Consider the following 10019-nt stretch of genomic DNA (forward strand, 5'->3'; position numbering starts at 1 on the left):
TCGATGATCTGCTTGATTTGATTTTGGACGAGCCGAACCGTCCGAAAGAAGAACAGCACAACCGCTACGAGGTCATCTTTTATTCGTCGTACATGCAATTCACCGTCTTCTTAAGCGAGCGTACGGATAATATCCTGCCCCCGCCGACAACAATCCCTCTATGTCCCGACCTTGCAGAAAAAATGGCACGTAACGAAGATACCGCCGCGGGCTCTTTCTTCCTTTGGCGCTATCCCTCCCAAGGGAAAAACGTGCCCGTGCTCCTTGCCTACCACCGACTGGATACGCGTTTTCCCGTCTATGTCGCTGTCCATCAACCGACCCAAGGTGTCTTTGCCACGATCAACATCGCAGCAGTCTTGACGCTTTTAGTGAGCACTCTGGTTATTGCGTTTTTCTGTTTAATTGCCTATCGCATTGTGAATAACAGCATTATCCGGCCCGTGTCGCTGCTCAACGAAGGCGCACAAATTATCCGACAAGGTAATTTCGATTTGAAAGTGCGTACTGATGCGGGCGGCGAAATTGACGAGCTTGCCACATCCTTCAACCAAATGGCCTCTGCACTGCGCACAAATGTGCATCAATTAAAAGAATCAGAGGAAAAATATCGGAACCTTGTTTTGTCTATGCGTGATGCACGGTTTCAAACCGATGTCAAAGACAAAATCACCTTTATCAACCCTGCAGGCGCCTTTATTTTAGGATACGAATCTTTTGATGATCTCTTGGGCAAAAAACTGGTTGATTTCTTTTTGGACAAAGAGGAACACACAAACCTCACCAAAAGCTTGGTCGTATCGCCTTATGTTGAAAACATCCGTATTTGGTTGAAACGGGCCGATGATCAAAGCGCCTGTGTGGAATTCTCCGGTACGCCAATCTTTGACACACACAATTCCTTTGCAGGCATAGACGGATCTTTTCGGGATGTGACCCACAGCGTCATCTTGGAAAAGGAAGTGCAAGAACGAGCCGAACGAATCACCTTCATTAATCAGATCGCCAATCTCGTTAATTCCAGCGTGGAGGCGGGGCTCGTTTATGAAAGCCTGAACCGTGAGATTCGTCACCTTGTCGCGTATGACTATGCAGCCATTTCTCTCAAATTAAGCGACGGTACCTTTGAAACCCGTCAGCTTTATCCTGAACCCAAAGAAGGCCCCGCCCTCTTCCCCCGTATGGATGATGATAACAGTACGGCGGGCTGGGTGGCGCAAGAAGGCAGATATCTTCTCGTTGAGGATCTTGAAAACGCGTCGCTGCCCATACGCTACCAATTCCCCGCTTCAGTGAAAAGCATTCTCTGTGTGCCCCTGCACGCCCTCGACGGCATCGCCGGTGCCTTGACCTTTGGCTCCGATCAGGTCGGTGGTTTTACACGGAACCACGCGGAGATTCTTGAACAGATAGCGCCGCATCTTACCTCTGCCATACGCAATGCTCAGTTGCTCGAAAATCTTAAAGAATCGCTGACCAATGTGAATCAAGCCAAAGAAAAGCTGCACGCCGCCAATATTGAACTGAAATCATTGGACGAAATGAAGGTGCATCTCTTATCCAATGTGTCTCATGAATTGCGCACGCCCCTTGTCGCGGTCATGGGATACACGGACATGATCTTGAACAGCAAGGCTGGCCCCATCACCGACCAACAAGAAGAGTACCTCAATATTGTCATGCGCAATGTTGAAAAACTGGTTGTCCTAATTGAAAACCTCTTGGACTTCTCTCGGGTTCATCGCGGTTCGGAAGAAATGCTCTTCACCCACTTTGATGTAGTCAATTGCATTTTGTCCAGCATGCAATCCGTGCGCCCCACAGCCGATGCGCGGTCGATCCCACTGCATCTGGAAGTACATGATTCCGAAGGAAATTCTGTTACGCCGCCTTTATTGGTCGACGGTGATAAGGGCAAGCTGGGGCAAGTCTTTAACAATCTGATTTCCAATGCTGTAAAATTCAATTCTGATGGCGGTTCCGTTACTATTGATCTTGAAGTACGGAAAAAAGATATTCGTTTTTCCGTTATCGATACGGGCATCGGCATCCCCAAGGAAGCGCAAGACAAGATCTTCAACCGCTTTTATCAATATGACAGTTCGTCTACCCGTAAATATGGAGGCACAGGAATCGGCCTTGCCATTGCGCAGGATTTTGTCGGGCTTCATGGCGGCCGTATTACCGTGTCCAGTGAAGAAGGCAAAGGAACGGCTTTCCGTTTTACCTTGCCCCGCTACGAAAAATCTGATTTATCCGAAGAGACCCAATGGCATATGGTCATGCCCACTGAGACCCATTTATTGTTTGAACTGGTCTCTCAGGATCGTGCGTTAAGCTCCCAGATTCGCCAGATCTTAACCTCGGAAGGGATGGATATTATTCATGCTGTCTATCCTGCAGCAGCGACTACCCTCGCCAACAAATACAATCCCGACTGCATTATCGTAGACACAGAATCAGGTCCTACGGGGCGGCTCCTGCTCGACGAGCTCTTGTCGGATCCTTCCATCGCCGCATTTCCCATGATGATCTTGACCGATAATGACCGCCTCTATGAGAGCTTTAAAAATCGTATTGATTCCCGAATAAAACGATCCTTTAGAAAAAGTACGCTCTTGAGCGGTATTCATTACGCCTTGGGACAAAAGCCCCTTACCACGCCCAAACTCGGCGCGAACATTCTCTACGTCGATAACGATGAGCAAACTTGTCTCTTTATTAAGCGCTGCTTGAAAGAAGAGGGCTATAAAGTAGACTATTGCCATACGGGCGCGGAAGCCTTGAAGCAGGTCAATGCAGAACACTATTGGCTGGTTATGCTTGAACTTGCGTTAACCGATGCCGACGGTTGGGATATCTGTCGTCAAATTAAAAATGATCCGGCTTTGGAAGGGATTAAGGTATTCATTGTCACTTCTAAAACGGTGGAACACCATTCCATGAAAATGCAGGAATCCGGTGCGGACAGTTTTTTGATGAAACCTTTTAAGGCCGATGAAATTGCCTCGGCTGTCGAAACCTATGATCCGGAACATTTCCAGGGCGACGCTGATACAATTATTTGAGAAAAGGAGCCGATACATGGATCGCGTCCCGAGATTTTTTTTACAGGGATTGGAATAGCGTCACCATGGCTTTCCGTTTAAAAAAGATGAAGTCCTATTCCCATTTCAAGTATGCTAACACGAACAATAAAGGCAACGCGCTATCATGAACCTTTTTTGCTATCGTTATCCGCGGCCTATGGTTACGGTTGATGCTGTTGTCTTTTCCGAGTTGAAGCAAGAGCAGCAAATAGCATTGATACGCAGGAAAAACGATCCTTTTGCCGGATCTTGGGCATTGCCGGGCGGCTTTCTGGATATGGATGAAAGCCTTGACGCTGCTGTTGCCCGTGAATTAAAAGAAGAAACCGGTTTGGTTGATATACCCTTAAGACAATTCCACAGCTTTGGCGACCTCGGTCGTGATCCGCGAGGCCGCTCTATCTCTGTAGCGTATCTGGGCTTTCTCGCAGCACCGGCGCCTTTGTGTGCTGCAGATGACGCTTGCGATGCGGCTTGGTTTCCGGTTGACAAATTGCCCGGCCTCGCATTCGATCACGATAAAATTATTAGTCTTGCCCAAAACTTTTTCAAAGGAATATTCCAATGAAATCTGTAACTTCAAAAGATGCTTTAATCGTCGTCGATGTTCAAAATGACTTTTGTTCCGGAGGCGCCTTACCGGTGCTCCACGGCTCCGGTGTTATTCGAAAAATCAACTGTATCCAAAAGAATTTTGATCATCTTATCTTTTCCCGAGATTGGCATCCCGATGATCACTGCAGTTTTGTGGAAGCGCCGGAATTTAAAGATGCCAGCTGGCCCGTTCACTGTGTTCAGGATACGCCGGGCGCAGAGTTTCATGGCGATTTGCGTGTTCCTGTGGACGCGATAATCGTCAACAAAGCCATCTTCGCCGATCGCGAAGCCTACAGCGCTTTCGATGGTACGGGGCTTGCCGAAATGCTGCAAAATCGCGGTGTGGAGCGCGTATTCGTGACCGGACTCGCCTTAGATTATTGTGTGCAGGCGACTGCCCTTGATGCCTTGAAAGCCGGCTTTGGCGCCGTATTGGTGGAAGACGCGACCCAAGCAGCAAACCCCGATGCGACCCAAGACGTGCTGAACCGCTTACAAGAGGCAGGTGTCCAAATTATTAAAAGTGATTGCCTCCTATGACCACAGCAGCACATTCTTGGTTCGACCGGCGCCATATGGCGCTCTTAACCGATTTCTACCAATTAACCATGATGGCGGCCCACTGGAAGCGCGGCAAAACGGAGCAACGGGTTAGCTTCGATTATTTTTTCCGCAGCCTCCCTCCTGACACGGGCTATGCGGTGGCTGCCGGTCTCGATGACTTTTTGAATTACCTCGAAAACCTTCGTTTTTGTCCTGATGATTTGGACTATCTGCGCTCTCTCCATGTTTTCGAAGCGGCGTTTTTAGACTATCTCCACGACTTTGAGCCCAGCTGTACCGTTCGTGCTGTTCGTGAAGGGGAATGCGTCTTCCCCAATGAACCGCTCGTGCAAGTTGAAGGTCCTATTCCGGAAGTGCAGCTGGTGGAAACGGCGCTCTTGAATATGATCAATTACCAAACCCTCATTGCCACCAAAGCGTCGCGGGTCTGCCTTGCCGCACAAGAGGATCCGGTCATGGATTTTGGATTGAGACGCGCTCACGGTCCCGACGGCGGTACGAGCGCGTCACGGGCGGCTTATATAGGCGGATGTGCCTATACCTCCAACGTACTGGCCGGGAAAATACATGATGTGCCTGTGGCGGGCACCCATGCGCACAGCTGGGTCATGAGTTTTGCTTCCGAACTGGAAGCCTTCCGCGAATTTGCGCGCCTCTATCCCGACCGCTGTATGTTGTTGGTGGATACCTATGATCCCATTAAAAGCGGTTTCCCCAACGCTATAAAAGTCTTCCAAGAAATGCAGGAGCAAGGGATTCCTATTCGCCCTGCAGTACGTCTTGATTCGGGCGACCTCGCCAAGCTGAGCAAAAGCGGCTACGCCATGATGGTTGAGGCAGGGCTGGAAGAGCCGATCATTGCCGCTTCCAACGATTTAAACGAAGATCTGATTGCTGATCTTAAACGTCAAGGCGCAAAGATTAACATGTGGGGTGTGGGCACCCAACTAATTACCAGTTATGATGCTCCGGCCTTGCCCGGCGTGTATAAACTGGTTGCCATCGACGAAGACGGCGCATGGCAGCCGCGCATGAATGTCACTTCCAATTTTGAAAAGGCAACCAACCCCGGACGCAAAGAGCTGATGCGCTATTTTGATAAAAACGGGCAGCCCTTAGGGGATGTCATTTATCTGGATAAGGAACCGGTTGTCGAGGAGGGAACCATTCCCGGCCGCGCACAGAAACATCCCCATGCGGCGCGCTATCTCGAACATACCGTCTATGCCAAAGCTTTATTGGAAACCGTATTTGCAGCGGGCAAACGTACCCGTGCGCCCTTGAAAACCAAGGATATCCGGGACTATGCCTTGACCACACAAGCCAGCCTTCCCGAAGAATACAAACGACTGAGAAATCCTGAGATCTATAAAGTGCTGCTCTCGCCGCAGCTGGGCGATATGAAGGACAGCATGTTATTTCAATCAGAAGGCAAACACTAAGGCGCGATCATAAATCCCCTTTTATAGAAGATAGAAAATCCTCCTAATTTTTTGATAATAGTATGAACAGCAGTTAAGGTTTTGGATCCTTCGGACAGTGATTTGCGAGAGTGATCTTGTGCAAGCAGTCCGCGATCAATCCGAGCCTTTTGGGAAGGGAGACAACCATGGGTTTAGTCAATATTGCAGTCGCATCGCTTTCAGTGAAAGCAGGTGATTTCAAAGGAAATAAAGCGCACATTACCGATATTATCAAGAAGGCGCAGGACAATAATGTTCATTTGCTGGTTACGCCTGAGCTCGGCATTTCCGGGTACAGTCTGGAAGATCGCGCCTCACGGGCGGAGCTGGCACAACAAAGCTGGGCCACCTTGGCAGAAATTTCCGGTCTATGCGATAGGATTGCGCTGCTCGTCGGCTTACCCATTCAGCATGATAACCACCTGTACAGCGCCACCGCGCTCATTCATAATAAAATTATCCACGGTCTGACCCTCAAGAAACAACAAGGTCAGGCAAGCTTTGGCTGTCATAAAGGGACTTGGAGTTATTGGGAAGGCGGGGTCACTGAAATTCACGGCGTCCCTGCAGGAGAACTTCTCTTCCGTTTACCCTTTGGCACCGTAGTCTCCGAATTCTATAATGAATACCATAATGCGCCGTTCCTGCTTAACGAGGGTATGGCGGGAGAAGCGGATATTGTGTGTCTTTCCGGCGCATCCCCTTTCAGTCCGCGGGTACATGAGAAACGGACGAATCTGCTCATGAGCGCTGCGGCAGCACGAAAAAAGGTCTATGCCTTTTCGAATCTTTTGGGCACCGACAATGGACGTCATATTTTTGAGGGCGGTTGTCTCATCGCCACACCGCAGCGGCTGGCGGCGTCAGGGCCTATCCTGTCGAAACAGCCTTGGCGCTTAACGAGCGCCGTAGTCGATCTTGCCCGGCTTGGCAAGGGTCAAGAAAGAGCCTTTGCTTCAGGCGCAACAGAGATGCCCCCTCCCGCCCTTATTGATCTGAGCAAGGAAAGCTATAAGCCTGCATCTTTAGAGATCTATGTAGAGCAACAACCCAAAAATCTCGACATCTTGTCCATACGCACACGGAGAAGCGACCGAAACCCCGCATTGGACGAACTCTTTTCCGGGATCGCCCTCGGGTTGCGCGATTACTTTGAAAAGGTTGGCGTATTCAAAAAGTTTCTAATCGGCTTATCCGGCGGACAGGACAGTGCTCTCTGTCTGCTGTTGGCGGTCAAAGCGGCAAAAATGCTTGGAGCAGGCAAGGAAAGCAAAAACTATGCGCAATACATCGAAACGGTTTATCTCGCTAATGGCGCGCTTAGCAGTGACGCCACACGGGACGCCGCGAGCCGACTCGCAGCAGAGTGCAAGGTTCCTTTCTCCATCGTTTCTATAGAAAAGGAAGCGCGTATGCTCCTGTCAAAAGCTTCAGAAATGACAGGCGATGCAAACAAGGTCACGCCCATTACGCGTCAAAATCTGCAAGCGCGGCTGCGCGCTTCCATGTTGCTGAACTGGGCGAATAGCGTGGACGGGCTCTTATTGGTTACGTCCAATCTAAGCGAATTGGCCGTGGGCTACAGTACCGCAGGCGGCGATAATCAGGGCGGCTATTCGCCCCTTGCCAATATCCCCAAAACGGTAGTCTGTCAACTGCTCGAATATCTGTCGAAAAAGGAAGATATCAAATCGCTGCAAGGGATTCTCGCGCTGCCGCCTTCCGCAGAATTAGAGCCTGGCCAAACCGACGAAGATGATCTCATGCCCTATAAGGTCTTGGATGAGCTTTTGCATCTCTACTTGGAAACGCAGCACTCTTTAGTCACCTGCTGGCGCATGGCATGCCTCCATTTTCCAGAATATGACGCCGAGCAAATGCGTCAATGGACCGCCGATTTTTTCCGCAGACTGAACGCCGGGCAATGGAAACGCAATCAACATCCCCTATCGCCGAAACTTTTCGACTTGGATTTAAGTCCCTTTACAGGATTTTCTGTACCGATTATACAATCTATTGAATCGGATTTGGAGGAGCTCAATAAAGCAACCCTAAATTGAATGGGCCTTCCTTGCTATATTATTTTTATACGCTGTGCTTCACAGCCGTCTAACTGATCTGTGGAAGGGTCATGATGATCTTGAAGCGTTGAACTTTTTTGGTTTATGATACGTTGCTAGGGAATATGCAGGCCTAATCCGGAGCCGAATGTTATCTTCATTTTATAATCAAGGAGTCGAACATGCGCAAAGCACTAAAAATTCTTGGTGGATTCTTACTCGTTCTCATCGTCGTATTGTTGATTGCAAAATTTTGGGCAGACTACACCTATTTCAATAATTATGATCCCACCCTGCCTTTCAACATCAAAGTAGAAGAAACGGCTGTTGTCGATGATACGGCAACCTTCTTCGGCATTACCCGCCCCCGCCGTTTTGAAAAAATACAATTTACGATGGATGCCCGTGCCGGTGAAAGCATCCCCGTACTTTTAACCTTGCCTGTGGATCGCAAAGAACCGGTTCCCGTTATTATCTTCCTCCATGGCATCGGACAGAGCAAAGGCTTTATCCAAGAAATCTGCACGCCCTTTAATGAGGCAGGTTTTGCCATGGCATGCTTCGATCAATCTATGCAGGGCAGCCGAAAAGTGCACGGTATACTTGAAGGCGCCTATGCCTTCCGTCAACGCCCTTGGAAAACGATTAATGAGACGCGACGCTTAATTGATTATTTGCAAACCTATCCTGAAATTGATCCTGACCGTATTTATCTCGTCGGCGCCAGTTACGGCGCCATTACCGGCAGTACGGTAACGGCTTTTGACGAACGGATCCGTGCGAGCGTGTTGGTTGTGGGCGGCGCTAATATCCGCACCATGCTGGATGCGCCCATGTTGAAATCAGCGGTGTCCAATCGGCTTCTCCATTGGATGGGCAAACAAATCGTTGCTTTTATCATGAGCCCTGCCGATCCCAAACGCTATGCCGCCGGTACTGCCGGACGGCCTGTAATCATGCTGAATGGTTCCGAGGACACTTTAGTCAGCCCTGCCGCCGGTGAAGCGCTCTATGCCGCCCTGGGCGAACCTAAAGATATTAAGTGGTATCCCTGCGACCATCCGGGTCTGCGTGAAGGGGATGCACAAATTGTGGTCGATATTTTAGATGACGGCCTAGAATGGCTCTTAGAGCAGGACAAACCCTTCCGTAAGGATGCCCCTGCTGTCGAAGAAAAGTCTGCCGAGGAACAAATTGCCGTTGAGAGCAACTGAATCCAAGGCGCGCACAGTCCCCTGACATAAACCCGTAGCCTCGGCGCGCTCCGTAGCACAGACACAGAGCGCGCCTTTGCCATACCCATAGACCAATAAGCTTCTTCAGGATTCACCGCCTAAAGCCCTTAGCTTCCACCCAAAGGAGAATATCGTGTTTAATCGTGTTGCTGCGTTACTGGCTCTTTTCTTCATTCCTTGTCTTCTCGTCTCCGCGTCGGAATTTGACAGTCAGGTCCGTTCCGCTCTTGAGGAGATTGCCCCCCACCCGCGCCTATTGATGTCTGAGGCCGATGAACAACGTGTCCGCGACGAGATCCAAAATCATCCGACGAAAGAGTCGCTTTTTACGTTGATTCAAGAACACGCCGACGAGATCCTGGACTTGGAACCTGTTGAACGCAAGGTCACGGGGAAACGGCTCCTTTCCGTTTCCCGTGAGGCGCTGCGGCGTATACTCAACCTGTCCATGACTTATCGGATGACCCGCAACACAGCCTATGCGCAACGGGCGATTGTGGAAATGGAAACAATCATTCAATTTTCCGACTGGAATCCCTCCCACTTTCTGGATGTGGCAGAAATGACCGCCGCACTGGCCATTGGCTACGATTGGCTGTTGCCTCTGTTGCCGCCGGAACAAGAAACCGAGATACGTAACGCCATCCGCGACAAAGGGATTGGCCCCTCGTATAACGGTCATGACGGCTGGGTATTTCGAAACAACAATTGGAATCAGGTCTGCCATGCCGGAATGGTCATGGGTGCTCTCGCCATTGCCGACGAAGAAAATGAATTGGCGCTGAAGGTGATTACCCGTGCCTTGGAAGGCTTGCCCAGTGCCATTAAAAGCTATCAGCCCGACGGCATTTATCCGGAAGGCCCTTCCTACTGGGATTATGGAACTACCTTCAACATTCTCGCCATCGCCGTCTTCGAATCTTCCTTGCATACAGACTTTGGGTTGGTCGACTTCCCCGGATTTCGTGAAACAGGCTCCTTCCCCTTGTACATGACCGGCCCCACAGGCGA

General features: G+C 49.9%; 7 protein-coding genes. All 7 read left to right on the forward strand.

Features of this window, described 5'->3' with window-relative positions:
- The coding region (locus GX117_12085; protein ID NLO34068.1) for a response regulator at positions 1 to 3068 on the forward strand (3068 nt) is incomplete at its 5' end.
- A 145-nt stretch (positions 3069 to 3213) separates the two neighbouring features.
- Positions 3214 to 3657 carry an NUDIX hydrolase gene (locus GX117_12090; GenBank protein ID NLO34069.1) on the forward strand — a complete coding sequence of 148 codons (444 nt, stop codon included), beginning with the start codon at positions 3214 to 3216 and terminating at the stop codon, positions 3655 to 3657.
- On the forward strand, positions 3654 to 4226 hold the full coding sequence (locus GX117_12095; protein NLO34070.1) for an isochorismatase family protein: 573 nt from the start codon (positions 3654 to 3656) through the stop codon (positions 4224 to 4226). Before GX117_12090 ends, GX117_12095 begins: the two co-directional genes overlap by 4 nt.
- The gene (locus tag GX117_12100; GenBank protein ID NLO34071.1) at positions 4223 to 5692 is read left to right on the forward strand and encodes a nicotinate phosphoribosyltransferase; all 1470 of its coding nucleotides are present in this window, start codon (positions 4223 to 4225) and stop codon (positions 5690 to 5692) included. Before GX117_12095 ends, GX117_12100 begins: the two co-directional genes overlap by 4 nt.
- A gap of 167 nt (positions 5693 to 5859) precedes the next feature.
- Positions 5860 to 7773, forward strand: a complete 1914-nt coding sequence (gene nadE / locus GX117_12105; GenBank protein NLO34072.1) for an NAD(+) synthase — start codon at positions 5860 to 5862, stop codon at positions 7771 to 7773.
- Positions 7774 to 7955: 182 nt separating this feature from the next.
- Positions 7956 to 8987, forward strand: coding sequence for a prolyl oligopeptidase family serine peptidase (locus GX117_12110; GenBank protein ID NLO34073.1), 1032 nt, complete (start codon positions 7956 to 7958; stop codon positions 8985 to 8987).
- A 154-nt stretch (positions 8988 to 9141) separates the two neighbouring features.
- The coding region (locus GX117_12115) for a heparinase (protein ID NLO34074.1) at positions 9142 to 10019 on the forward strand (878 nt) is incomplete at its 3' end.

Source organism: Candidatus Hydrogenedentota bacterium, assembly GCA_012523015.1.
Classification (GTDB): Bacteria; Hydrogenedentota; Hydrogenedentia; order Hydrogenedentales; family CAITNO01; genus JAAYBJ01.